Source organism: Pseudomonas sp. St386 (genome assembly GCF_018325865.1).
Taxonomy (GTDB): Bacteria; Pseudomonadota; Gammaproteobacteria; order Pseudomonadales; family Pseudomonadaceae; genus Aquipseudomonas; species Aquipseudomonas brassicacearum.
Window position 1 is genome coordinate 1,118,335 of the sequence record NZ_AP021900.1, and the last position, 24,161, is coordinate 1,142,495.

The following is a 24,161-nucleotide window of genomic DNA, read 5'->3' on the forward strand; positions in this document are numbered from 1 at the left end:
AAGGGCCTCCACCCGTGGGCGTTACTCAGCGCAGGCCGCGTTGGGTTTCGTCCAGCTCACGGATGTACTTGAAGATTTTACGGCTCGAGGCCGGTGGCTTGTTCTGTGCCAGTTCGTGCTGGGCCTGACGGATCAGGGAGCGCAATTGCTGACGGTCAGCCTCCGGGTAGTCGATGACGAATTTTTCCAGCACGCCGTCGTCGCCTGCGATCAAGCGATCGCGCCAGCGCTCCAGGTTGTGGAAACGTTCGTTGTACTGCCGGGTGGAGGCATCGAGTTGATCGAGCAGGACCAGGATGGCGTCAGTGTCCTGATCGCGCATCAGTTTGCCGATGAATTGCAGGTGCCGTTTACGCGCGATATTCGCGGTGTGCTTGGGCGCATCGGCCAGGGCCCGGCGCAAGGCGTCGGTCAAAGGCAGTTTGGCCAGCAAGTCAGGCTTGAGTGTTGTCAGGCGCTCGCCGAGGTCAACCAGAGCATGCAGCTCGCGTTTGACCTGGGATTTGCTTTTTTCACCCTCGTAGAGGGAGTCGTCGTAAGAATCAACCATGGTGGCAGTCCGCAAAGAAACGCCGCCATGATAACCAGTCGGGGGCCGCTTGTCCGGCCCGGTCGCTCGAAGGCCAAGGGTTTGTACGAAAAGTCGCCGAGCGGCGATCAGGCAAGGCGAAAACAGGCGAGGAAGCGGAGTTTACTGGTTGTAAATGAGCATTCCGAGCCTGTTTTCAACGCAGCATGATCGTCGCGCAGGCACTTTACGTACAAAGCCTTAACCGAAAGAAGAATTTGAGTGGAGAACACCATGAGTGCAGTTCAAAGCGTCGGCCCGCAGGCATTGCCGGCACTGCAGGAACAAGTCGAGCAGATCCTCGCCGAGGCCAAGCGCCAGGGCGCCAGTGCCTGTGAAGTGGCCGTATCGCTGGAGCAGGGCCTGTCGACGTCGGTGCGCCAGCGCGAGGTGGAAACCGTCGAATTCAATCGCGACCAGGGCTTTGGCATCACCTTGTACGTAGGCCAGCGCAAGGGCTCGGCCAGCACTTCGGCGAGCGGCCCGGAGGCCATTCGCGAAACCGTCGCCGCGGCACTGGCGATTGCCCAGCACACCTCCGAAGACGAAGCCTCGGGCCTGGCTGATGCCGCGCTGATGTGCAAGGAACTGCGCGACTTCGACCTGTTCCACGCCTGGGACATCACCCCGAGCAGGCCATCGAACAGGCACTGCGTTGCGAAGCCGCGGCATTCGAGGCCGACAGTCGCATCAAGAACGCCGACGGCACGACGCTCAATACCCACCAGGGCTGCCGGGTCTACGGCAACAGCCACGGTTTTATCGGCGGTTATGCATCGACCCGCCACAGTCTCAGTTGCGTGATGATCGCCGAGGCCAACGGCCAGATGCAGCGTGACTACTGGTACGACGTGAACCGCCAAGGCACCCTGCTGGCGGACCCGGTGAGCATTGGCCAGAAAGCCGCGCAACGGGCGGCCAGCCGCCTGGGCGCGCGGCCGGTGCCGACCTGCGAAGTGCCGGTGCTGTTTTCGGCCGAGCTGGCCGGCGGCCTGTTCGGCAGCTTCCTGTCGGCGGTGTCCGGCGGCAACCTGTACCGCAAGTCGTCGTTCCTCGAGGGCGCGCTGGGCCAGAAACTGTTCCCGGAATGGATGACCATCGACGAGCGTCCGCACCTGATGCAGGCCATGGGCAGCTCGGCGTTCGATGGCGACGGCCTGGCCACCTACGCCAAGCCGTTCGTGGAAAACGGCGAGTTGGTGTCCTACATCCTCGGCACCTATTCGGGCCGCAAGCTCGGTATGCCGAGCACCGCCAATGCCGGTGGCGTGCATAACCTGTTCGTGACCCATGGCGAAGAAGACCAGGCGGCCCTGCTGCGGCGCATGGGTCGTGGCCTGCTGGTGACCGAACTGATGGGCCACGGCCTGAACATGGTTACCGGGGACTATTCCCGTGGCGCGGCGGGTTTCTGGGTCGAGAACGGCGAGATCCAGTTCCCGGTCCAGGAAGTGACCATCGCCGGGAACATGCGTGACATGTTCAAGCAGATCGTGGCCGTGGGCAACGATCTGGAACTGCGCAGCAACATCCGCACCGGTTCGGTGCTGATCGAGCGGATGACGGTGGCAGGTAGCTAACGCTCACCGCTTGAAAAGGGCGCGTCATCCACGAGGTGACGCGCCTTTTTTGTACCCGCAAATCCTGTGGCGAAGGCGCTTTTGTGGCGAGGGAGCTTGCTCCCGCTGGGCCGCGAAGCGACCCCAAGATCTTGCGGTCGCTGCGCAACCGAGCGGGAGCAAGCTCCCTCGCCACAATGAATTTGTGCGGTCTAACAGTTGTGTTGCTTCTTATTATCATCTAATAATGAATCTCATTCGCCGAGTGAGCCCCGGTCATGAGTTCTGCCCTGCACGAACAACCCTACCTTGAAAGCTGGCGCTGGATGAGCCGCCAGATCCGTTGCGCGATGAACCCGGACGAGCCGCGGTTGATCGAGCACTACCTGGCCGAGGGCCGCTATCTGGCCTGCTGCACCGTCACTTCGCCATGGATGATCTCCGAGACCGCGTTCCGGCTGCTGCTCGATACCGCCTTGGATGTCGCGCTGCCCTGGCATTGGCGCAATCTCTGCCTCGACCAGGCCTGGCGCCCTCTGCGTGAGCTCGAACAACAATCACTGTGCCGCTGCCGCCTCAAGCGCTGGCAGAGCCATGCCTGGGCGCTGGCGACCTGCGCCCTGGAGCCGTCGATTCCTCTTATTGAACTGGTGCAAGGATCTCCCGATGAGTAATACCCGTATCGAACGCGACAGCATGGGCGAGCTGCAAGTCCCGGTGGATGCCCTCTATGGCGCCCAGACCCAGCGCGCAGTGGATAACTTTCCGGTCAGTGGCCAGCGTATGCCGGCACAGTTCATCCGCGCCCTGATCCTGGCCAAGGCTGCTGCCGCCCGGGCCAACGTAGAGCTGGAACAAATCAGCGCAGCCCAGGGCAAGGCCATTGTCGATGCGTCCCTGGGGCTGCTCGAAGGCCGTTTCATGGACCATTTCCCAGTGGATATCTTCCAGACCGGCTCCGGCACCAGCTCCAACATGAACGCCAACGAAGTGATCGCCACCCTCGCCAGTCGTCTGCTGGGGGAAACGGTCAATCCGAACGACCACGTCAATTGCGGCCAGAGCAGCAACGACATCATCCCCACCAGCATTCATGTCAGCGCGGCGCTGGCCTTGCATGAGCAACTGCTGCCGGCGCTGTCGCACCTGGTGCAGGTGATCGAGCGCAAGGCCGAAGAGGTCCACCCATTCATCAAGACGGGTCGCACCCATCTGATGGATGCCATGCCGGTGCGCCTGAGCCAGGTGCTCGATGGTTGGGCGCAGCAGCTCAAGGCCAATATCGGCCACTTGGAGGATGTGCTGCCGAGCCTGCAATCCCTGGCCCAGGGCGGTACGGCGGTCGGCACCGGGGTCAATGCCCATCCACGTTTCGCCGAGCTGTTCAGTCAACAACTGACGCAATTGACCCAGGTGCAATTCACCCCGGGCAAGAATCTGTTCGCGCTGATTGGCTCCCAAGACACCGCCGTAGCGGTTTCCGGGCAGCTCAAGACCACCGCCGTGTCGCTGATGAAAATCGCCAACGACCTGCGCTGGATGAATTCCGGGCCGCTGGCAGGCCTGGGCGAGATCGAGCTCGAAGGCTTGCAACCGGGCTCCTCGATCATGCCCGGCAAGGTCAACCCGGTCATTCCTGAAGCCACCGCGATGGTGGCGGCCCAAGTGATTGGCAACGACACGGTGATCACTATCGCCGGTCAATCGGGCAACTTCGAATTGAACGTGATGCTACCGATCATCGCCCAGAACCTGCTGAGCAGCATCGCCTTGATGTCCACCGCCAGCCGCTTGCTGGCGGACAAGGCCATCGCCACCTTCAAGGTCAACGAGGCACGGCTCAAGGAAGCGTTGTCGCGCAACCCGATCCTGGTGACCGCGCTCAATCCCATCATCGGTTACCAGAAGGCCGCTGAAATCGCCAAGAAGGCTTACCAGCAAGGTCGGCCGGTCATCGATGTCGCCCTGGAGCACACCGACCTGACACGCAGCGAACTCGAAGTCCTGCTGGACCCGGAGAAGCTCACCGCTGGCGGCGTGTAACCCCGACACCTGTGTGGAGGACTCATCATGGAACACTGGAAACGTACGATCGAACGGGCCAATCGCTGTTTCATGCTGGGCGAGCTGGTAGACGCCCGCGAAGCCTACCTGCAGGCCCTGGCGCTGGCCCAGGTGCTGTTCGAGCGTTGGGCGGATGCCGACGAAGCCGTGGCCGCGTGCGTCGTCTCCCATCACAACCTGGCAGACCTGCACTTGCGCCTGAACCAGCCGGAGGAGAGCGCCGAGTATTTGTGCGCGATCCACCAACGGTTGTTGCAGACGATGCAGGACGAACGCCTGGCACCGGCCCTGCGCACCGCCGCACTGCGTCAGAGCCACAAGACCTATGTCGAACTGCTGAGTTTCATCAGCGAGCACGGTGAATACCCACGGACCCAACGCCTGCTGCACTGCAATGCCGCTACGCCCCGGCAGCGCAATGCCCCTCTTCATCATGGAGCTCATTGAACATGGCTTTTACCTTGCCTGCATTGCCCTACGCCTACGACGCCCTGGAACCGCACATCGATGCGCAAACCATGGAGATCCACTACACCAAGCATCACCAGACCTACATCAATAACCTCAACGCAGCGGTGGACGGCACCGAGTACGCCGGGTGGCCTGTCGAAAAACTGGTGTCCAGTGTCGAGCAGTTGCCGGCAAGCCTGCAAGCCGCAGTGATCAACCAGGGCGGTGGTCATGCCAACCATTCGCTGTTCTGGGAAGTGATGACGCCCCGGGGCGGCGGCCAGCCCGATGGCGCACTGGCGGCGGCGATCGAAGCGCAACTGGGCGGTATCGAGGGTTTCAGGGAAGCCTTCACCAAAGCGGCGCTGACCCGTTTCGGCAGCGGTTGGGCCTGGTTGAGCGTGACCCCGCAAAAGACCCTGGTGGTGGAAAGCAGCGGCAACCAGGACAGCCCGCTGATGAAGGGCAACACACCGATTCTTGGCCTGGATGTCTGGGAGCACGCCTATTACCTGCGCTACCAGAACCGTCGTCCGGAATACATCAGCGCCTTCTACAACGTGATCAACTGGCCTGAGGTCGCCCGGCGCTACCAGGCTGCGCTGGCTTCGAGCCCTTCCTGAAAGCAACCCAAGGCTGACTATGGATACTCAAACACTGGCGATTGGAAGCGGACGGATGTTCCGCTATGCCTTGGGGTCGTTGTTGCTGCTGGCCGGAATGACATTGTTGGCTGCCCAGGGCCTGGCATGGCTGGACTTGGAGCCCAGGTTGTTGCGCGCGCTCGAGGGTGGCGGGCTCTGCGCCTTGGGCACCGCGCTGGGGGCCGTGCCGGTGTTGGTCATCCGGCGCATGCCCCAGGCCGTCAGCGATTCGCTGCTGGGATTCGGTGCCGGGGTGATGCTCGCGGCCACGGCATTTTCGCTGATCGTGCCGGGCATTGCTGCGGCCGAGCAGTTGGGACTGACGCCTTGGGCCGCCAGCGGCCTTATCAGTTTCGGCATTCTATCGGGCGCGTTCGGGCTGTATCTAGTGGACCGCAAAGTCTGCGCCTGTCCCGAAAGGCTGGTCGCTGCGCCAGGCCGGCCGATCATTGCGCCGCGGATCTGGCTGTTCGTGTTTGCCATCATCGCCCACAACATTCCCGAAGGCATGGCGGTGGGGGTGTCGGCGGGCGGCGGCATGCCGGATGCCGACAGCCTGGCGATGGGCATCGCCTTGCAGGATGTACCCGAAGGGCTGGTGATCGCGCTGGTGCTGGCTGCGGCGGGGATGTCGCGGGCCAGGGCGTTCCTGATTGGCGCGGCGTCAGGGTTGGTCGAGCCCGTGTTCGCGCTGCTGTGCGCCTGGTTGGTGAGTCTGGCCGAGATGCTCTTGCCCCTGGGGCTCGCGTTGGCGGCCGGGGCGATGTTGCTGGTGGTGACTCACGAGGTTATTCCCGAATCCCGTCGCAATGGTCACGAGAAACTGGCGAGCCTGGGCCTGTTGGTGGGGTTTTGTCTGATGATGGTGCTGGATACGGCGTTGGCGTGACAAACGGCAGGCATCTAGGGTGATGTGATTTATCTGTGGCGAGGGAATCTGTGGGAGCAAAGCTTGCTCGCGATCCAGGCACCTCGGTTTTCTGAGTTACCGAGTCGCCTTCATCGCGAGCAAGCTTTGCTCCCACAAATGAATTCCCTTGCCACAATAAATCCGCCTTGGGATTTGGTCGGTTATTCGCCTTCGTCGAAGTATCTGTTGATCAGATCCACCAGGGCATCCATCGCCTCCTGTGCCTGTTCACCTTCGGTGTGCAGGTGGATCTTGGTGCCCTTGCCAGCGGCGAGCATCATCATCGCCATGATGCTTTTACCGTCGACCGCAGTCTCGGGTGTGCGGCCAACCCTGATGGTGGTGTCCTTGAACTGGCCTGCGACTCCGACGAACTTGGCCGACGCTCGGGCATGCAAACCCAGCTTGTTGATGATTTCAATTTCCTGAGCAGGCATCGCGATGTGAATCCTTTAGCTGAGGTCGCGGTGGCGAACCTGGACGTTCTTCAGGGATTGTTGCAGGAGTTGACCCAGGCGTTCGGTCAGGTAGACGGAGCGGTGATGGCCGCCGGTACAACCGATGGCGATCGTGACATAGGCGCGGTTGCTCGCGGCAAAGCGGGGCAGCCATTTGAGCAGGTAGCTGGAGATGTCCTGGTACATTTCTTCGACATCCGGCTGGGCGGCCAGGTAGTCGATCACCGGTTGGTCGAGCCCGGACTGCGCGCGCAATTCCGGCTTCCAATAAGGATTGGGCAGGCAACGCACGTCGAACACCAGGTCGGCATCGACGGGCATGCCACGCTTGAAACCGAACGACTCCACCAGGAACGCCGTGCCCGGCTCGGGTTGGTTGAGCAGGCGCAGCTTGATCGTGTCACGCAACTGATACAGGTTCAGGTGCGTGGTGTTGACCTTCAGGTCCGCCAGGTCGGCAATCGGCCCCAGTAGCTGGCTTTCATCCTCGATGGCTTCGGCCAGCGAACGGTTGGCGTTGCTCAGTGGGTGGCGCCGGCGGGTTTCGGAAAAACGCTTGAGCAGTGTCTCTTCATCGGCATCCAGGTACAGCACGTCACACTGGATATGCCGGCTGCGCACTTCCTCGAGCAGTTCAGGAAAACGCGACAGGTGGCTTGGCAGGTTGCGCGCATCGATGGACACCGCCACCAGCGGCTGCGCCAGCTCGGTGTGGATCAGGGCGCGCTCGGCCAGTTCCGGCAGCAGGCCGGCGGGCAAATTGTCGATGCAATAGTAGCCGCTGTCCTCAAGCACGTTGAGGGCCGTGCTTTTACCGGAGCCGGAGCGGCCACTGACAATGATCATGCGCATTTTTAATGACCGTTCTGCTCGTCCAGGACAACCTGGTACAAAGCTTCGTTACTCGGTGCGCTGCGCAGTTTTTCGCGCACTTCCTTGCGGTCCAGCATGCTGGCAATCTGGCGCAGCAGCTCAAGGTGCGCATCGGTCGCCGCTTCCGGTACCAGCAATACAAACAGCAGGTCGACCGGGGCACCGTCGATGGCGTCGAAATCTATAGCGGTTTCAAGGTGCAACAGCGCGCTGATCGGCGCGGCACAACCCTTGAGACGGCAGTGGGGAATGGCGATGCCGTTGCCAAAACCGGTGGAACCGAGTTTTTCACGGGCAACCAATGCCTCGAAGACGTCCTGCATTTCCAGATCCGGTACCTCGCGGTGGATCAGGTTGGCAATGTGTTCGAGGGCTTTCTTCTTACTGCCGCCCGGCGCGTTCACCTGGGAACGGCCGGGGGTCAGGATGGTTTCTAGTCGGATCATGGATTGGGGGGGTTAACGACCGGTTGCGCCCTGGAGGAGGCTCTGGGTCTTTTCCTTATGCTTTTTGAGTTGGCGATCCAGCTTGTCGGTCAGCAGGTCAATCGCGGCATACATGTCTGTGTGCTCTGCGTTGGCAACCACTTCTCCGCCGGGGATATGCAGCGTGGCTTCGATTTTCTGCAGCAGCTTCTCGACGTTCATCGTGACTTGCACGTTGGTGATCTTGTCGAAATGCCTTTCCAATCGGTCGAGTTTTTCGCCGATGTAGGTGCGCAGGGGTTCGGTCACTTCCAGTTGGTGTCCACTGATGTTGACTTGCATACAGCTTCTCCTTCGTTGCCAGTGCATAAAGCGGCAGGCAGAAATGCCTGCCACTGGAACGCTGTGGCGTGGCCTGTTACATCAACCGCTTGCGTTCGCTCGAAGGCGCGATCCCGAGGGATTCGCGGTATTTGGCGACGGTACGGCGGGCCACCTGAATGCCTTGTGCCTCCAGTAAACCAGCGATCTTGCTGTCACTCAACGGCTTTTTCTGATTTTCCGCAGCTACCAGTTTTTTGATGATCGCGCGGATGGCCGTGGACGAGCATTCGCCGCCTTCGGAGGTGCTGACGTGGCTGGAGAAAAAGTATTTCAATTCATAGATACCCCGAGGGGTATGCATGAATTTCTGGGTGGTTACCCGGGAAATCGTCGACTCGTGCATGCCCACTGCCTCGGCAATGTCATGCAGGACCAACGGTTTCATCGCTTCATCGCCGTACTCCAGGAAGCCGCGCTGATGCTCGACGATCTGGGTGGCAACTTTCATCAGGGTTTCGTTGCGGCTTTGCAGGCTCTTGATGAACCAGCGCGCTTCCTGCAACTGGTTGCGCATGAAGGTGTTGTCGGCGCTGGTGTCGGCACGCTTCACAAAGCCGGCGTACTGGGCGTTGACCCGCAGCTTGGGCACCGACTCCTGGTTGAGCTCCACCAGCCAGCGATCATTGTGCTTGCGCACGATCACGTCGGGGACCACGTATTCGGGCTCGGTGGATTCGATCTGCGAGCCGGGGCGCGGGTTGAGGCTCTGCACCAGTTCGATGACCTGGCGCAGCTCATCTTCCTTGAGCTTCATGCGACGCATCAGTTGGCTGTAGTCGCGGCCGCCCAACAGGTCGATGTAATCGGTGACCAGTCGCTTGGCCTCGGCCAGCCATGGTGTCTTGGCGGACAACTGGCGCAGTTGCAGCAACAGGCACTCGCCCAGGTTGCGGGCACCGATGCCGGCCGGTTCGAACTGCTGGATGCGATGCAGGACGGCTTCGATCTCGTCCAGCTCGATGTCGAGCTCGGGGTCGAAGGCTTCCAGGATTTCTTCGAGGGTCTCGTCCAGGTAGCCCTGGTTGTTGATGCAGTCGATCAGGGTCACGGCGATCAGGCGATCGGTGTCGGACATCGGCGCCAGGTTCAACTGCCACAGCAGGTGGCTTTGCAGGCTTTCGCCAGCAGAGGTACGGGTGGTGAAGTCCCACTCGTCGTCATCGCTGCTCGGCAGGCTGCTGGCGCTGGTCTGGTAGACGTCTTCCCAGGCCGTGTCCACGGGTAGTTCGTTGGGGATGCGTTCGTTCCATTCGCCATCCTCGAGGTTGTCCACCGTCGGGGCGGTTTCCTGGTAGGCCGGTTCCGGGATTTCGGTGTTGGTCTTCTGCTCGACGTTGTCGGCCAGCGGATCGGTGTTGTCGAAGTCGTCGCCTTCTTCCTGGCGTTCGAGCATTGGATTGGACTCCAGGGCCTCCTGGATTTCCTGTTGCAGGTCCAGGGTCGACAATTGGAGCAGGCGGATGGCCTGTTGCAGCTGCGGTGTCATCGTCAGCTGCTGGCCCATTCTCAAGACTAGCGATGGTTTCATGGCAGGGGCTTAACACCTTATTAGCCGGCGCACATGCGCCATCCACTACAGGGCGCCGAGGCGCCAAACTTAAGCAAATTATATGCCTGAAACTGAAGTGTTTGCCTAGAGCGTCGCCATAATAAAATTAAACGACGCTCGGACAATTCGCCAGACACTTGTGCTTACAGGCGGAACTCATGGCCCAGATACACTTCCTTGACCAGGTCATTGGCCAGGATGGCTGCGGAGTCGCCTTCGGCGATCAGCTGGCCGTCGTTGACAATGTAGGCGGTTTCACAGATATCCAGCGTCTCGCGCACGTTGTGGTCGGTGATCAGCACGCCGATCCCCTTGGCCTTGAGGTGATGGATGATCTGCTTGATGTCGCCTACCGAGATCGGGTCCACGCCGGCGAACGGTTCGTCGAGCAGGATGAACTTCGGTGCGGTGGCCAGGGCGCGGGCGATTTCCACGCGACGCCGCTCGCCACCGGACAGGCTCATGCCCAGGTTGTCGCGAATGTGGCTGATGTGGAATTCCTGCAGCAGGCTTTCCAGTTCCTGGCGACGACCGGCCTTGTCGAGTTCCTTGCGGGTCTCGAGGATCGCCATGATGTTGTCGGCAACCGACAGTTTGCGGAAGATCGACGCTTCTTGCGGCAAATAGCCGATACCTGCCTTCGCCCGGCCGTGCATTGGCTGGTGGCTGACGTCCACGTCGTCGATCAGTACGCGACCCTGATCGGCCTGGACCAGGCCGACGATCATGTAGAAGCAGGTGGTCTTGCCCGCGCCGTTGGGGCCGAGCAGGCCGACGATCTGGCCGCTGTCGATGGACAGGCTGACATCACGCACGACTTGACGGCTCTTGTAGCTCTTGGCCAGGTGCTGAGCTTTCAGAGTTGCCATTACTGGGCCTTCTGCTCGTCGGTTTTCTTTTTCGGTTGGATCACCATGTCGATCCGCGGACGCGACTCGGTCACCTTGCTGCCGGTGGCGCGACCGGCGCTGGCCAGCTTCTTGACTGTGTCGTAGACGATTTTTTCGCCTTGGGTGACGTTGTTGTCCTTGTCGACGACCTTGGCGCGGTCGATCAGGACCACGCGATCCTGGGCGGCGTGGTACTGGATGGTTACCCCGTAGCCCTGCACTGGCTTGGTATCGCCTGCGGTTTGCAGTTGCTCGAAATAGGCCAGGTTGCCCACCGAAGTCACCACGTCGATGTCGCCGGACGGGGTGCGGGTGATGGTCACGGTATTGCCGGTGACCTTCATCGAGCCCTGGGTGATGATCACGTCGCCTTTATAGGTGGCGACGCCATTCTTGTCGTCGAGCTGGGCATCGTCGGCCTGGATGCGAATAGGCTGGTTGCGGTCGTCGGGAAGAGCCCAGGCGCTCGCGCTTCCCAGTGCTGCGCCCAGACTGAGCAAAATAGGGAGGGTTTTAGCGAGCTTCATACTGTCCTCTTACGTTCGATAGCAGGTGTATCCTGCTTTCCTTCAAATACGCTTTCATTCCCGTGCCGGTCGATACACCCCCGGCGCCGTCGATTCTAACGGGTTGCTCGGTCTGCGCATATTCTTGCTGTGGGAACACGGTCATGCGCGTGCTGGTGATGATGGTCGTACGGTTTTTTTCGTCGGTTCGGGCGACGCGCACCGAGTCGATCAGTTCCACTTCGGTACCGCCGGAATTGACTTCGGCGTGCTCGCTCTGCACATGCCACGGAAACTCGGTGCCGCGGAACATGTTCAGGTCGGGCTTCGTAACCAACGTAATGTCAGTGGCTTTTACGTGGTCGACCTTGTCGGACGTCATCTCGTATTGCACCTTGCCGTCGGGCAGGTACTGCAGGGTATGCGTGTTGGTCGCGTACCAGTCGATCTTTTCCTCGACCTGGGCCGCAGGCTGGTCGAGAAACCGTTCGGGGCTGATGTTCCAGTAGCCCACCGCAGCAAAAATCGCCGCGATACAGCCGAACACCACGATGGTGCGAATCTTCTTGCTCAGCATAAATGGCTCACAGGTACGCGGCGTTGGCCGCTTCGAGGCGGCCCTGGGCGCGCAGGATCAGTTCACAGAATTCGCGGGCCGCACCTTCGCCGCCTCGCGCCGTGGTGACGCCGTGGGCGTGCTCGCGGACGAAACTGGCCGCGTTGGCGACCGCCATGCCCAGGCCGACCCGGCGAATCACCGGCAGGTCTGGCAGGTCGTCACCGAGGTAGGCCACCTGTTCATAGTTTAGGTTGAGTTGACCCAGAAGCTCGTCCAGCACCACCAGCTTGTCTTCGCGCCCCTGGTAAAGGTGCGGGATGCCGAGGTTCTTCGCGCGCCGCTCGACCACCGGGGTCTTGCGGCCGCTGATGATAGCGGTCTGCACGCCGGCGGCCATCAACATCTTGATGCCTTGGCCGTCGAGGGTGTTGAACGTCTTGAACTCGCTGCCGTCTTCGAGGAAGTACAGGCGGCCGTCGGTCAGCACGCCGTCCACGTCGAAAACCGCCAGCTTGATGGCTTGGCCGCGTTGCAACAGGTCTGTGTTCATTTACATGACTCCCGCACGCAGAAGATCGTGCATGTTCAGGGCGCCCACCGGACGGTCTTCGTCGTCGACGACCACCAGGGCGCTGATCTTGTGGTCTTCCATGATTTTCAGGGCCTCGGCGGCGAGCATCTCGGCGCGGGCGGTCTTGCCGTGGGGCGTCATGACTTGCTCGATGGTCGCACTGTGGATGTCGATGGTGCGGTCCAGGGTGCGGCGCAGATCGCCGTCGGTGAAGATTCCGGCGAGCTTGCCGTCGACCTCCAGGACCACCGTCATGCCCAGCCCCTTGCGGGTCATTTCCATGAGCGCGTCCTTGAGCAGCGTGCCGCGCAGCACTTGTGGCAACTCCTGGCCAGCGTGCATCACGTTTTCGACTTTCAGCAGCAGGCGACGGCCGAGGGCGCCACCGGGATGGGAAAAGGCGAAATCTTCCGCGGTGAAGCCCCGGGCTTCCAGCAGCGCCACGGCCAGGGCGTCGCCCATGACCAGGGCCGCGGTGGTGGAGGAGGTCGGTGCCAGGTTCAGCGGGCAGGCTTCGTGTTCGACATGAACATTGAGGTTCACTTCGGCGGCCTTGGCCAGCGGCGAGTCCGGGTTGCCGGTCATGCTGATCAACTGGATGCCCAGGCGCTTGATCAGCGGCAGCAGCGTGATGATCTCATTGGTGGAGCCGGAGTTGGACAGGGCCAGGATGACGTCGTCCCGGGTGATCATGCCCATGTCCCCGTGGCTGGCTTCGGCCGGATGGACAAAAAAGGCCGTGGTGCCGGTGCTGGCGAGGGTGGCGGCGATCTTGTTGCCGATGTGCCCGGACTTGCCCATGCCGACCACGACCACGCGGCCTTTGCTGGCCAGAATCATCTCGCAGGCGCGTACGAAATCAGCGTCGATATGGGGCAGCAAGCCTTGCACGGCTTCGAGCTCGAGGCGGATGGTACGTTGTGCCGATTGAATCAGGTCGCTGGATTGGCTCATGTCAGAAATCGTATAGCCCGATGAAAAGGCGGCGATTATAGCGGCAATGAACAATTCCCTCACGTAAGTTCGTCATGCTTTGTTCGAGGGGCCGCAAGGTTCGACATAAAATGTGGCTTTTTACCTTAAACCAGGCTTAACAGGCGGGGCGTTGGCCTTGGGCGCTTGGCTGTTGCAGTGATATAGTTCGCCGCCGGTTCGTGTGCCCGGCGGTACCGGCGCTTGTCGGCTGCCCTGGGCATTCGAATGTGAGGCTGCATCGCAAGGAGTTTAGATGAGTGCCGACAACGCCTACGCGGTCGAGCTGAAGGGACTGTCCTTCAAGCGAGGGACGCGCAGCATTTTCAATGACATCGATATTCGCATTCCGCGCGGCAAGGTCACCGGCATCATGGGGCCTTCCGGGTGTGGCAAGACCACGCTGCTGCGGCTGATCGGGGCACAATTGCGCCCCAGCGCCGGCGAAGTCTGGGTCAATGGTCAGAACCTTCCCGAGTTGTCTCGCAGCGACCTGTTCGATGCGCGCAAGCACATGGGTGTGCTGTTCCAGAGTGGCGCGCTGTTTACCGATCTCGATGTATTCGAGAACGTGGCGTTCCCGCTGCGGGTCCATACCGAGCTGCCGGAAGAGATGATTCGCGACATCGTCCTGCTAAAGTTGCAGGCCGTTGGGCTGCGGGGCGCCCTCGACCTGATGCCCGACGAGCTGTCCGGCGGCATGAAGCGTCGGGTCGCGTTGGCGCGGGCTATTGCCCTCGATCCGAAGATCCTCATGTACGACGAGCCCTTCGTCGGCCAGGACCCGATCGCCATGGGCGTGCTCGTGCGCCTGATCCGCCTGCTCAACGATGCGCTGGGCATCACCAGCATCGTGGTCTCCCACGACCTGGCCGAAACCGCGAGCATTGCCGACTACATCTATGTGGTTGGCGATAGCCAGGTGCTGGGGCAGGGCACGCCCCAGGAACTGGCGGATTCGGACAATCCGCGCATCCGCCAATTCATGAAGGGTGATCCGGACGGGCCGGTGGCGTTCCATTTTCCGGCCACGGATTACCGTACCGATCTGCTGGGGAAGCGCTGATGCGCAAGAAATCACTATTGGAAAGAGTTCGCCTGTTCGGCCGTTCCGGCATCGATGTGGTGGCGGTACTGGGCCGTTCCTCGCTGTTCCTGATGCACGCCTTGCTCGGTCGCAACTCGACGGGCGGCGGTTTCGGCCTGCTGGTCAAGCAGTTGCACTCGGTGGGCGTGATGTCCCTGGTGATCATCGTGGTCTCCGGGATCTTCATCGGCATGGTCCTGGCGCTGCAAGGTTTCAACATCTTGTCCAGCTACGGTTCGGAGCAGGCGGTCGGGCAGATGGTTGCGCTGACGCTGCTGCGTGAGCTCGGCCCGGTGGTCACGGCGCTGCTGTTCGCCGGGCGTGCCGGTTCGGCGTTGACCGCCGAAATCGGCAACATGAAGTCCACCGAACAATTGTCCAGCCTGGAAATGATCGGCGTCGACCCACTCAAATACATCATTGCCCCGCGCCTGTGGGCCGGTTTCATTTCCCTGCCGGTGCTGGCGATCATTTTCAGCGTCGTGGGGATCTGGGGCGGCTCGTGGGTGGCGGTAGACTGGCTGGGGGTCTATGAAGGTTCCTACTGGTCGAACATGCAAAACAGCGTCGACTTCCTCGACGATGTCCTCAATGGCGTGATCAAAAGTGCCGTATTCGCTTTCGTCGTGACCTGGATCGCCGTGTTTCAAGGCTATGACTGTGAGCCCACGTCAGAGGGGATCAGCCGTGCCACAACCAAGACCGTGGTGTACGCCTCGCTGGCGGTCCTGGGCCTTGACTTTATTCTGACCGCCTTGATGTTTGGAGATTTCTGATGCAAAACCGCACCCTGGAAATCGGTGTCGGCCTTTTCTTGCTGGCTGGCATCCTGGCTTTGCTGCTGCTGGCCCTGCGGGTCAGTGGGCTGGCGCCGACGGCAAGCACCGATACTTATAAACTTTATGCAAACTTTGACAATATCGCCGGTTTGACGGTCAGAGCCAAAGTGACCATGGCCGGTGTCACCATCGGCAAGGTCACGGCAATCGATCTGAATCGCGAGGATTTCACCGGTCGGGTGACGCTGCAGTTGGAAAAGCGCGTGGATAACCTGCCGACTGATTCCACTGCATCTATCCTCACGGCTGGGCTGCTGGGTGAGAAATACATTGGCATCAGCGTGGGTGGGGAAGATACCGTGCTCAAGGACGGTGGCGTTATCCACGACACGCAATCATCCCTGGTGCTCGAGGACCTGATCGGTAAATTCCTGCTCAATACCGTTAGCAAAGACGCCAAATGAGGAGCTTTTGAATGATCTCTATCTTGCGACGTGGCTTGTTGGTGCTGCTCGCCGCGCTGCCGTTGATGGCTAACGCCGTGGCTGCGCCTTCGGCCCATGACATCATCCAGGACACGACGACCCGGCTGTTGGCGGACCTTTCCGCCAACAAAGAGAAATACAAGCAGGACCCGAGCGCGTTCTATGACGCGCTGAACGGCATCGTCGGCCCCGTGGTGGACGCCGACGGCATCTCCAAGAGCATCATGACCGTCAAGTACTCGCGCAAGGCCAGCCCGGCGCAGATGACCCGGTTCCAGGAGAACTTCAAGCGCAGCCTGATGCAGTTCTATGGCAACGCCTTGCTTGAATACAACAACCAGGGCATCACCGTTTCGCCGGCCAAGGACGAAAGCGGCACCCGCACCAGCGTCGACATGCAGGTCAAAGGCAACAACGGCGCGATCTACCCTGTCTCCTACACACTCGAGAAAATCAACGACGAGTGGAAGGTGCGCAACGTGATCATCAATGGCATCAACATCGGCAAGCTGTTCCGCGATCAGTTCGCCGACGCGATGCAGCGCAATGGCAACGACCTGGACAAGACCATCAACGGTTGGGCCGGTGAGGTCGCCAAGGCCAAGGAAGTGGCCGAAGATGCCAAAGAGAAGCAGGCACAATGATCGAGTCGGTGAGTGAGTCCGCCGTTCGTCTGGGTGAGGCTGGCGTGCTAATGCTCAGTGGCGTGCTGGATTACCGCACCGGCCCGGCCCTGCGCAAGGAGGGCCAGGCGCTGATCAAGTCCGTCAGTGCCGCCGAGGTGGTCATTGACTGCTCGGCGGTGCAGAAGTCCAGCAGCGTCGGCCTGTCGCTGCTGCTGTGCTTCATGCGGGACGCCAAGGCAGCCGGCAAAACGTGGAGCATCCGTGGGATGCCCGAAGATATGCGCGAAATAGCCCAGGTCAGCGAGCTGACCGAGTTGTTGGCGCACCCCTGAGCCACATTGTTGGAAAAGTCCCCCCGTCAGAGTCCTGCTTCGCGGGGTTCGCAGGCGCGGGGCTTTTTTGTATGATGTGCGACCCGCGCGCACAGGGCGCCGATTGAGGTTGAGCATGCAGGCTGTAGAAGTGAAGAGCTTCCTAGAAGGAAAGCTGCCTGGTACGCAGGTGGAAGTTGAAGGCGAAGGCTGCAACTTCCAGTTGAACGTGATCAGCGATGAACTGGCGACGTTGAGCCCAGTGAAGCGTCAGCAGAGCATCTATGCCCATTTGAACCCATGGATCGCCGATGGCAGCATCCACGCGGTCACGATGAAATTTTTCAGCCGCGCGGCCTGGGCCGAGCGCACCTGAGCCCAAGGGCCTCGAGATTCTTATGGATAAACTGATTATTACCGGCGGCGTTCGTCTTGATGGCGAAATCCGTATTTCCGGGGCAAAGAACTCCGCCCTGCCGATCCTTGCCGCGACCCTGCTGTGCGATGGCCCGGTGACCGTGGCCAACCTGCCGCACCTGCACGACATCACCACGATGATCGAGCTGTTCGGCCGCATGGGCATTGAGCCGGTGATCGACGAGAAGCTCAGCGTCGAAATCGATCCACGCACCATCAAGACCCTGGTCGCCCCGTACGAGCTGGTGAAGACCATGCGTGCGTCGATCCTGGTATTGGGTCCGATGGTCGCCCGTTTCGGTGAAGCCGAAGTCGCCTTGCCTGGCGGTTGCGCCATTGGCTCGCGTCCGGTGGACCTGCACATTCGCGGCCTGGAAGCCATGGGCGCGGTAATCGACGTCGAAGGCGGCTACATCAAGGCCAAGGCGCCGGAAGGCGGCTTGCGCGGCGCGCACTTCTTCTTCGATACCGTCAGCGTGACCGGCACCGAGAACATCATGATGGCCGCCGCACTGGCCAAGGGTCGCAGCGTGCTGCAAAACGCCGCGCGCGAGCCTGAAGTGGTCGACCTGGCGAACTTCCTGATCGCCATGGGCGCCAAGATCAGCGGCGCTGGCACCGACACCATCACCATCGATGGCGTCGAGCGCCTGCATTCGGCCACCTACAAAGTGATGCCGGACCGGATCGAAACCGGCACCTACCTGGTGGCCGCTGCGGTCACCGGTGGCCGCGTCAAGGTCAAGGATACCGATCCGACCATCCTTGAAGCCGTCCTGGAGAAACTCAAGGAAGCCGGTGCCGAAGTCACCTGCGGCGAAGACTGGATCGAAGTGAATATGCACGGCAAGCGGCCAAAAGCCGTCAACGTGCGGACCGCTCCGTACCCGGCGTTCCCGACCGACATGCAGGCGCAGTTCATCTCCCTCAACGCCATTGCCGAAGGCACGGGCGCTGTGATCGAGACGATCTTCGAAAACCGTTTCATGCACGTCTACGAACTGCACCGCATGGGCGCCAAGATCCAGGTCGAAGGCAACACGGCCATTGTCACCGGCACCGAGAAGCTCAAGGGCGCGCCAGTGATGGCCACCGACCTGCGGGCCTCGGCCAGCCTGGTCATTTCGGCCCTGGTTGCCGAAGGCGATACCCTGATCGATCGCATCTACCACATCGACCGTGGCTATGAGTGCATCGAAGAAAAACTGCAGATGCTCGGCGCCAAGATCCGCCGCGTACCGGGCTAATTGGAAAGTGACTGCGCGGCGATCAGGCAAGGCGAAAACAGGCGAGGAAGCGGAGTTGACTGATTGTCAATGAGCATTCCGAGCCTGTTTTCAACGCAGTATGATCGTCGCGCAGGCACTTTCCGTGGGCACAAGGATGTGTCCGTTGATTTCGTTTCAGGTCGAGGGTGTTTGCACCCTCGATGTGTGTCCGGCGCCGCTTGCGACCGGGCATGAGTACCTTGATAAGGACTGACGTTTCCCATGTTGACCATCGCACTGTCCAAGGGCCGCATCCTTGACGACACCCTGCCGCTTCTGGCTGAAGCGGGCATCGTGCCGACCGAGAATCCGGACAAGAGCCGCAAGCTGATCATCCCCACGACCCAGGCCGACGTGCGCTTGCTGATCGTGCGTGCCACCGATGTGCCGACCTACGTGGAACATGGCGCCGCCGACCTGGGCGTTGCCGGCAAGGACGTGCTGATGGAATACGGCGGCCAGGGCCTGTACGAGCCCCTGGACCTGCAGATCGCCCGCTGCAAGCTGATGACCGCTGGTAAAGTTGGCGCGCCGGAGCCCAAGGGGCGTTTGCGCGTGGCGACCAAGTTCGTCAATATTGCCAAGCGTTATTACGCCGAGCAGGGCCGTCAGGTCGATATCATCAAGTTGTACGGTTCGATGGAGCTGGCGCCGCTGATCGGCCTGGCGGACAAGATCATCGACGTGGTCGACACCGGCAACACCCTGCGGGCAAATGGCCTGGAACCCCAGGATTTCATCGCCGACATCACCTCCCGGCTGATCGTCAACAAGGCTTCGATGAAAATGCAGCACGCCCGTATCCAGGCTCTGATCGATACCCTGCGCAAGGCAGTGGAATCGCGACACCGCGGCTGATTCACCTGCGCGACCTTGAGTCGCGCCCGTCTATCCGTGTCATAGCCAATTTTCTCAGGTGCCCACGCGAATGGACTGGTAGCTTAGGGCGCCTGAGCATTTGCCATTAATGAGGCCCTCGCTATGACCGCTCCCACTTCGATTCGCCGACTCAATGCTGCCGACCCGGATTTCGCACATCATCTGGATCATCTGCTGAGCTGGGAAAGCGTGTCTGACGACTCGGTCAATCAGCGGGTGCTGGACATCATCAAGGCTGTGCGCGAGCGTGGCGATGCTGCCCTGGTGGAATTCACCCAGAAGTTCGACGGCCTGCAAGTGGCGTCCATGGCCGACCTGATCCTGCCGCGCGAGCGACTGGAACTGGCCCTGACCCGGATCACCGTGCCCCAGCGCGAAGCCTTGGAAAAGGCCGCGTCCCGAGTGCGCGACTATCACGAAAGGCAGAAACAGGACTCCTGGAGCTACACCGAAGCCGACGGCACCGTGCTGGGCCAGAAGGTCACGCCGCTGGACCGCGCCGGCCTGTACGTGCCGGGTGGCAAGGCGTCCTATCCGTCCTCGGTGCTGATGAACGCCATCCCGGCCAAGGTTGCCGGCGTGACCGAAGTGGTCATGGTCGTCCCGACCCCGCGCGGTGAAATCAACGAACTGGTGCTGGCCGCCGCTTGCATCGCTGGTGTGGACCGGGTGTTCACCATCGGCGGTGCCCAGGCCGTGGCTGCGCTGGCCTATGGCACCGAAAGCGTGCCGCGGGTCGACAAGGTGGTCGGGCCGGGCAACATCTATGTCGCCACCGCCAAGCGCCACGTGTTTGGCCAGGTCGGCATCGACATGATCGCCGGCCCTTCGGAAATCCTCGTGGTGTGCGACGGCCAGACCGACCCGGACTGGATCGCCATGGACCTGTTTTCCCAGGCCGAGCACGACGAAGACGCCCAGGCGATCCTGGTCAGCCCGGACGCCGAGTTCCTCGACAAGGTCGCCGCCAGCATCGACAAGCTGCTGCCGACCATGGACCGCGCCGAGATCATCAATACGTCGATCAATGGCCGTGGCGCGCTGATCAAGGTCCGCGACATGGAGCAGGCCATCGAAGTCGCCAACCGTATCGCGCCGGAACACCTGGAATTGTCGGTCGCCGACCCGCAGGCCTGGCTGCCGCAGATTCGTCACGCCGGTGCGATCTTCATGGGTCGTCACACCAGTGAGGCCCTGGGCGACTATTGCGCAGGCCCCAACCACGTGTTGCCGACTTCCGGCACCGCGCGCTTCTCGTCGCCGCTGGGGGTGTATGACTTCCAGAAACGCTCGTCGATCATCTTCTGCTCCGAGCAGGGCGCCTCCGAACTGGGCAAGACCGCTTCGGTGCTGGCCCGTGGCGAATCGCTGAGCGCCCACGCCCGCAGCGCCGAGTACCGCATTCTTGACGAAAACTCCATTGAAGGTCAGGGGAACTGAAATGAGTAAATTCTGGAGCCCGTTCGTCAAGAACCTGGTGCCCTACGTGCCGGGCGAACAGCCGAAGCTGACCCGGCTGGTCAAGCTCAATACCAACGAGAACCCCTACGGCCCATCGCCCAAGGCCTTGGCGGCAATGCAGACCGAGTTGAACGACAACCTGCGCCTGTACCCGGATCCCAACAGTGACCTGCTGAAAGGCGCCGTGGCCCGATATTACGGCGTGCAGAGCAACCAGGTGTTCCTGGGTAATGGCTCGGATGAAGTGCTGGCGCACATTTTTCACGGCCTGTTGCAGCACGACCAGCCGCTGTTGTTCCCGGACATCAGCTACAGCTTCTATCCCGTGTATTGCGGGCTGTACGGCATCCAGTTCGATGCGGTGCCGCTGGATGAGCAATTCCGGATCGACCCGGCAGACTACGCCAAACCCAATGGCGGGATCATTTTCCCCAACCCGAACGCGCCGACCGGCTGCCTGCTGGCGCTGGAAGCGGTCGAGCAGATCCTCAAGGCCAGCCCGGATTCGGTGGTAGTGGTCGACGAGGCCTATATCGACTTCGGCGGCGAGACGGCCATCAGCCTGGTGGATCGCTATCCGAACCTGCTGGTGACCCAGACCCTGTCCAAGTCCCGCTCCCTGGCGGGGCTGCGCGTGGGCCTGGCGGTGGGCCATCCGGACCTGATCGAAGCGCTGGAGCGGATCAAGAACAGCTTCAACTCCTATCCGCTGGATCGCCTGGCGAATGTCGGCGGCGCGGCGGCGTTCGACGACCGCGAGCATTTCGACCGGACCTGCCAGTTGGTCATCGAGCACCGTGAATGGGTCGTGGCCCAACTGCAAGCCAAGGGCTTTGAAGTGCTGCCCTCGGCGGCCAACTTCATCTTCGCCCGCCACCCCCGGCACGATGCGGCAGGGTTGGCGGCGAAACTGCGGGAGCAGGGTGTGATCGTGCGGCACTTCAAACAGGAGCGGATTGCCCAGTTCCTGCGGATCAGCATCGGCACACCGGAGCAGAACCAAGCGCTGGTAGAAGCCCTCGGCGAACTCTAAACCCCTGCATTGAACCTGTGGGAGTCTGTGGGAGCAAAGCTTGCTCGCGATAGCGGTTTTGTTGTCCGTGACGACGCCATCGCGAGCAAGCTTTGCTCCCACAGTTGTTCTGCTGCGTTCACAAATCGGCATGCCACCGCCTACCCCCCCCTGTGGGAGCGAGCTTGCTCGCGATGGGGCCTTTGGATCAGACCCTGAACTGATTGATCAACCGCCGCTGCTGCTCCGCCAGTTTGGTCAACCCGGCGCTGGCTGCACTGGACTCATCGGCGCCGCTGGCGACTTCGTTCGCTACTTGCCCGATGTTGATCACGTTACGGTTGATGTCATCGGCCACGGCGCTTTGTTCCTCGGCGGCGCTGGCGATCTGGGTGTTCATGTCGTTGATCACCGACACTGCCTGGGTGATCGTCTCCAGGGCCTGGGCCGCTTTCGCCGCATGCTGCACGCTTTCGTCGGTACGGTTCTGGCTGTCTTCCATCACCCGCACCACATCCCGAGTGCCTTGTTGCAACTGTTGGATCATCGTCTGGATCTCTTCGGTCGCCTGTTGCGTCTTCTGCGCCAGGTTGCGCACTTCATCGGCGACTACCGCGAAACCACGGCCCTGTTCACCGGCCCGGGCGGCTTCGATGGCGGCGTTGAGGGCCAGCAGGTTGGTCTGCTCGGCGATTCCGCGGATGGCGGTGAGGATCGCGTTGATGTTCTCGCTGTCCTTGGCCAGGGTCTGCACCACGCCCACCGCCTTGCCGATTTCCACGGCCAGGGCACCGATGGAGGTGGAGGTGTCCCGCACGATCTGCATGCCCTGGCTGGCAGCCTGGTCTGCATGGCTGGCGGCCTGGGCGGCTTGGGTCGCGTTGCGGGCCACGTCCTGGGCGGTGGCGGTCATTTCGTGCACGGCAGTGGCGACCTGATCGATCTCCGACATCTGCTTGTGCACGCCCTGGTTGGTGCGGATCGCGATATCGGCGGTGTGCTCCGACGAATCGCTGACGCTCTGCACCGAGGTCACCACCTGGGTGATCATGCCCTGCAACTTGCTCAGGAAGGTGTTGAAGCCCCTGGCGATCGCCCCCAGTTCATCGGCGCGGTCGCTGACCAGGCGACGAGTCAGGTCGCCTTCGCCCTGGGCGATGTCATCGAGCATCGCCACCATTTGCTTGAGCGGACGGGCAATGCCGTGGCCCACCAGCCAGATCACCAGCAGCCCGATGCCGGCAATCACCAGGCCCACTATCGCCATGCCGAAGATATCGGCCTGACGCTGATGGTCGAGGTCCTTCTGCAGCGCTTGCAGGTCGGCCATGACCGCGTTCAGCGGCAGTTGCAACATCAGCGTCCAGCGGGCGTTGGTCTCGCCGATGCCGAACGGCATGTACACCTCGATATGCCCGTGTTCTTCGTCGATGTCATAGCGCACTTCGCCGGCGCCCAGCCTGGCGAGGTTATCCAGTGCACTGGCGTCCAGCAGGTCACTGGCCTTTTCCCCGAGTTTGCTCGGGTCCTTGGTAAAGGCCACCAGTCGATTGTTGCTGGAGAGCAAGGCCATTTCCCCGGCGCCGTCGTACAACTTGCCATCGGCGGCCACGAGCATGTCCTGGATGAAGTTCACCGACAGGTCGGCACCGACGATGCCCTGGAACTTGCCATCGATCATGATCGGTTCGATGAACGAGGCGAGCATGGTCATCGTGCTGCCCACGCGATAGGGCGCCGGGTCGATCACGCAGGCTTTCTTGCTGTCCTGGGAGCACAGGTAGTACTCACTGGCGCGGATGCCGGTGGAAAGCAGTTTCTGGTCGGTCACGTCGGCGAGTTTTTCCAGGCCCAGGGAGCCGTCCTGGTTACGGAACCACCACGGCAGGAAACGCCCGTTGGTTTCCATGCCCACCACCTGGCTGTTCACATAGTTGGCGTCGTCATGGTCGATGGCGTTCGGTTCCCAGGCGATGTAGGCACCGAGGATCTTCGGGTTGCGCACCACGGTTTCGCGCAACAGGCTGATCATTTGCTCGCGGGGCACCTTCAATTGCGGGTTGCCGTCCGTGCCGTTCATGCCCATCAAGGCGTTGCTGGTGGCCAGGCCGCGGGCGAGCAGCAGCGGGGCTTCCAGTTCCCGCTGGATCAGGCTCGCCTGGGTGCGGGCCAGGGCAGTGAGGCGTTGTTCGATGAGTTGTTCGAACTGCGCCTTGGTCCGCTGTTGCACCATATCCTGGGTGCGCGCGCCGGCAAACAGTGCGTACAGCACAAGGGCGGCCACCACGCTGAGCACAATGGCGCCGGCGAGGGCGGCCACGGAAAACTGGATCGATCTGAATTTCATAAAGGCTCCGGACGCGGAAATGACGTCTGGAGCCGTTATCGGCGTTTCTGTGGCGCGGCATGAGGCGCTGTTCGTCGGCTGACTGTTTTAGCTGCGTGGGTGTCGCA

General features: G+C 61.4%; 27 protein-coding genes and 1 pseudogene. 16 read left to right on the forward strand and 12 right to left on the reverse strand.

The window, feature by feature from the left end:
* Nucleotides 1–25 precede the first annotated feature (25 nt).
* On the reverse strand, nucleotides 26–550 hold the full coding sequence (yjgA, locus tag KI235_RS04795) for a ribosome biogenesis factor YjgA (protein ID WP_003197830.1): 525 nt from the start codon (nucleotides 548–550) through the stop codon (nucleotides 26–28).
* A 252-nt stretch (nucleotides 551–802) separates the two neighbouring features.
* Between yjgA and pmbA the strand changes: the two are divergent.
* From pmbA to KI235_RS04825, 6 genes and pseudogenes are all read left to right on the forward strand, one after another.
* Nucleotides 803–2,148, forward strand: a pseudogene (pmbA, locus tag KI235_RS04800) (metalloprotease PmbA).
* Between the two features lie 257 nt (nucleotides 2,149–2,405).
* Nucleotides 2,406–2,801 (forward strand): hypothetical protein, encoded by a 396-nt coding sequence (locus KI235_RS04805; protein WP_003197833.1) that lies wholly within the window; start codon nucleotides 2,406–2,408, stop codon nucleotides 2,799–2,801.
* Nucleotides 2,794–4,170 (forward strand): class II fumarate hydratase, encoded by a 1,377-nt coding sequence (locus tag KI235_RS04810; protein ID WP_003197835.1) that lies wholly within the window; start codon nucleotides 2,794–2,796, stop codon nucleotides 4,168–4,170. Before KI235_RS04805 ends, KI235_RS04810 begins: the two co-directional genes overlap by 8 nt.
* 27 nt (nucleotides 4,171–4,197) lie before the next feature.
* On the forward strand, nucleotides 4,198–4,638 hold the full coding sequence (locus KI235_RS04815) for a hypothetical protein (protein WP_013692271.1): 441 nt from the start codon (nucleotides 4,198–4,200) through the stop codon (nucleotides 4,636–4,638).
* 2 nt (nucleotides 4,639–4,640) lie between these two features.
* Nucleotides 4,641–5,264 carry a superoxide dismutase gene (locus KI235_RS04820; RefSeq protein ID WP_013692272.1) on the forward strand — a complete coding sequence of 208 codons (624 nt, stop codon included), beginning with the start codon at nucleotides 4,641–4,643 and terminating at the stop codon, nucleotides 5,262–5,264.
* A gap of 19 nt (nucleotides 5,265–5,283) precedes the next feature.
* A complete protein-coding gene (locus KI235_RS04825) occupies nucleotides 5,284–6,174 on the forward strand; it encodes a ZIP family metal transporter (RefSeq protein WP_003197841.1) in 891 nt (296 codons plus the stop codon).
* A 182-nt stretch (nucleotides 6,175–6,356) separates the two neighbouring features.
* Here the strand turns inward: KI235_RS04825 and KI235_RS04830 are convergent, their stop codons facing one another.
* From KI235_RS04830 to KI235_RS04875, 10 genes are all read right to left on the reverse strand, one after another.
* Complete coding sequence (locus tag KI235_RS04830) at nucleotides 6,357–6,632, reverse strand: HPr family phosphocarrier protein (RefSeq protein WP_003197843.1); 276 nt, start codon at nucleotides 6,630–6,632, stop codon at nucleotides 6,357–6,359.
* Between the two features lie 15 nt (nucleotides 6,633–6,647).
* Nucleotides 6,648–7,505: an RNase adapter RapZ gene (rapZ, locus tag KI235_RS04835; protein WP_003197845.1), complete on the reverse strand. Its 858-nt coding sequence runs from the start codon at nucleotides 7,503–7,505 to the stop codon at nucleotides 6,648–6,650.
* A gap of 2 nt (nucleotides 7,506–7,507) precedes the next feature.
* The gene (ptsN, locus tag KI235_RS04840) at nucleotides 7,508–7,972 is read right to left on the reverse strand and encodes a PTS IIA-like nitrogen regulatory protein PtsN (RefSeq protein WP_003197847.1); all 465 of its coding nucleotides are present in this window, start codon (nucleotides 7,970–7,972) and stop codon (nucleotides 7,508–7,510) included.
* A gap of 12 nt (nucleotides 7,973–7,984) precedes the next feature.
* Nucleotides 7,985–8,293: a ribosome-associated translation inhibitor RaiA gene (gene raiA / locus KI235_RS04845; RefSeq protein ID WP_003178005.1), complete on the reverse strand. Its 309-nt coding sequence runs from the start codon at nucleotides 8,291–8,293 to the stop codon at nucleotides 7,985–7,987.
* A 76-nt stretch (nucleotides 8,294–8,369) separates the two neighbouring features.
* Nucleotides 8,370–9,863: an RNA polymerase factor sigma-54 gene (locus tag KI235_RS04850; RefSeq protein WP_003197849.1), complete on the reverse strand. Its 1,494-nt coding sequence runs from the start codon at nucleotides 9,861–9,863 to the stop codon at nucleotides 8,370–8,372.
* Between the two features lie 164 nt (nucleotides 9,864–10,027).
* Nucleotides 10,028–10,753, reverse strand: a complete 726-nt coding sequence (gene lptB, locus KI235_RS04855) for an LPS export ABC transporter ATP-binding protein (RefSeq protein WP_003197851.1) — start codon at nucleotides 10,751–10,753, stop codon at nucleotides 10,028–10,030.
* Nucleotides 10,753–11,301, reverse strand: a complete 549-nt coding sequence (gene lptA / locus KI235_RS04860; RefSeq protein ID WP_003197852.1) for a lipopolysaccharide transport periplasmic protein LptA — start codon at nucleotides 11,299–11,301, stop codon at nucleotides 10,753–10,755. Before lptA ends, lptB begins: the two co-directional genes overlap by 1 nt.
* Nucleotides 11,288–11,857, reverse strand: coding sequence for an LPS export ABC transporter periplasmic protein LptC (lptC, locus tag KI235_RS04865; RefSeq protein ID WP_003197854.1), 570 nt, complete (start codon nucleotides 11,855–11,857; stop codon nucleotides 11,288–11,290). The genes lptA and lptC overlap by 14 nt, the downstream gene beginning before the upstream one ends.
* Nucleotides 11,858–11,864: 7 nt before the next feature.
* Complete coding sequence (locus tag KI235_RS04870; RefSeq protein WP_003197856.1) at nucleotides 11,865–12,389, reverse strand: HAD family hydrolase; 525 nt, start codon at nucleotides 12,387–12,389, stop codon at nucleotides 11,865–11,867.
* On the reverse strand, nucleotides 12,390–13,364 hold the full coding sequence (locus KI235_RS04875) for a KpsF/GutQ family sugar-phosphate isomerase (protein ID WP_038858725.1): 975 nt from the start codon (nucleotides 13,362–13,364) through the stop codon (nucleotides 12,390–12,392). It lies immediately after the preceding gene.
* 274 nt (nucleotides 13,365–13,638) lie between these two features.
* On the opposite strand from KI235_RS04875, the gene KI235_RS04880 reads away from it, so the two are divergent.
* The 10 genes from KI235_RS04880 to hisC all read left to right on the forward strand — a co-directional run bounded on the left by KI235_RS04880 (nucleotide 13,639) and on the right by hisC (nucleotide 21,728).
* A complete protein-coding gene (locus KI235_RS04880; protein ID WP_003197859.1) occupies nucleotides 13,639–14,448 on the forward strand; it encodes an ATP-binding cassette domain-containing protein in 810 nt (269 codons plus the stop codon).
* Nucleotides 14,448–15,245, forward strand: a complete 798-nt coding sequence (gene mlaE / locus KI235_RS04885) for a lipid asymmetry maintenance ABC transporter permease subunit MlaE (protein WP_003197860.1) — start codon at nucleotides 14,448–14,450, stop codon at nucleotides 15,243–15,245. Before KI235_RS04880 ends, mlaE begins: the two co-directional genes overlap by 1 nt.
* Entirely contained in the window at nucleotides 15,245–15,712 is a 468-nt protein-coding gene (gene mlaD, locus KI235_RS04890; RefSeq protein WP_003178020.1) for an outer membrane lipid asymmetry maintenance protein MlaD, read from the forward strand. Before mlaE ends, mlaD begins: the two co-directional genes overlap by 1 nt.
* Nucleotides 15,713–15,723: 11 nt before the next feature.
* Nucleotides 15,724–16,377 (forward strand): ABC transporter substrate-binding protein, encoded by a 654-nt coding sequence (locus KI235_RS04895; RefSeq protein ID WP_003197862.1) that lies wholly within the window; start codon nucleotides 15,724–15,726, stop codon nucleotides 16,375–16,377.
* An 8-nt stretch (nucleotides 16,378–16,385) separates the two neighbouring features.
* Entirely contained in the window at nucleotides 16,386–16,691 is a 306-nt protein-coding gene (locus KI235_RS04900; protein WP_003197864.1) for an STAS domain-containing protein, read from the forward strand.
* Between the two features lie 115 nt (nucleotides 16,692–16,806).
* Nucleotides 16,807–17,046, forward strand: coding sequence for a BolA family protein (locus tag KI235_RS04905; protein ID WP_003197866.1), 240 nt, complete (start codon nucleotides 16,807–16,809; stop codon nucleotides 17,044–17,046).
* A 22-nt stretch (nucleotides 17,047–17,068) separates the two neighbouring features.
* Nucleotides 17,069–18,334: a UDP-N-acetylglucosamine 1-carboxyvinyltransferase gene (murA, locus tag KI235_RS04910; RefSeq protein WP_003197868.1), complete on the forward strand. Its 1,266-nt coding sequence runs from the start codon at nucleotides 17,069–17,071 to the stop codon at nucleotides 18,332–18,334.
* Nucleotides 18,335–18,577: 243 nt separating this feature from the next.
* The gene (hisG, locus tag KI235_RS04915) at nucleotides 18,578–19,213 is read left to right on the forward strand and encodes an ATP phosphoribosyltransferase (RefSeq protein WP_003197870.1); all 636 of its coding nucleotides are present in this window, start codon (nucleotides 18,578–18,580) and stop codon (nucleotides 19,211–19,213) included.
* Nucleotides 19,214–19,336: 123 nt separating this feature from the next.
* Nucleotides 19,337–20,674, forward strand: a complete 1,338-nt coding sequence (gene hisD, locus KI235_RS04920; RefSeq protein WP_003197871.1) for a histidinol dehydrogenase — start codon at nucleotides 19,337–19,339, stop codon at nucleotides 20,672–20,674.
* Between the two features lies 1 nt (nucleotide 20,675).
* Nucleotides 20,676–21,728 (forward strand): histidinol-phosphate transaminase, encoded by a 1,053-nt coding sequence (gene hisC, locus KI235_RS04925; RefSeq protein ID WP_003197873.1) that lies wholly within the window; start codon nucleotides 20,676–20,678, stop codon nucleotides 21,726–21,728.
* Nucleotides 21,729–21,915: 187 nt separating this feature from the next.
* Here hisC and KI235_RS04930 read toward each other — a convergent pair whose 3' ends face one another.
* Nucleotides 21,916–24,054, reverse strand: a complete 2,139-nt coding sequence (locus KI235_RS04930; protein WP_013692276.1) for a methyl-accepting chemotaxis protein — start codon at nucleotides 24,052–24,054, stop codon at nucleotides 21,916–21,918.
* Nucleotides 24,055–24,161: the final 107 nt, after the last annotated feature.